1 protein-coding gene is annotated in these 381 nt (G+C 45.9%); it reads right to left on the bottom strand.

All coding sequences use genetic code 11. The annotated features are described in order from the left end of the window. The coding region (locus tag ACTQ5K_RS25605) for a magnesium chelatase domain-containing protein (protein WP_441994462.1) at nt 1–371 on the bottom strand (371 nt) is incomplete at its 3' end. Nucleotides 372–381: the final 10 nt, after the last annotated feature.

The raw sequence follows: 381 nt of genomic DNA, 5'->3' as shown, positions 1-381 counted from the left end.
CTTTCTTGCCCTTCCAAATGCTGAACGACTTCCTCGATATGAGACACAACTATACATTCAATATCCTGTAGCATATGAAGTGGCAGCACCGGATCATAAGGTAAATACACTCGTTTGATCCCAAGCCCCCTGGCCGCAATAACTGCAGGTAGTATCCCTTCTCCACTCACAACCGAACCATCAAGGGATAACGCCCCAATAAACGCCGTATCTGTGGGAATCTCACGCTTCACCTCCCCCAGTTCCTTCAAAGCAGCAATTGCGATAGAAAGATCAAATAGCGAACCATTTTTCTTTTGATCAGGCGGAGATAGATTCACAACTACCTTCTTATCCGTCACATCCAAATCAAAATGAGCAATCGACGCCAACACCCTCTCT

Origin of the sequence: Niallia sp. Sow4_A1, from assembly GCF_052116745.1 — a bacterium.
GTDB classification, from domain to species: domain Bacteria; phylum Bacillota; class Bacilli; order Bacillales; family Cytobacillaceae; genus Niallia; species Niallia hominis.
The sequence above is the reverse complement of the archived record's forward strand: the minus strand, read 5'-3'. Positions and strand labels throughout refer to the sequence as shown.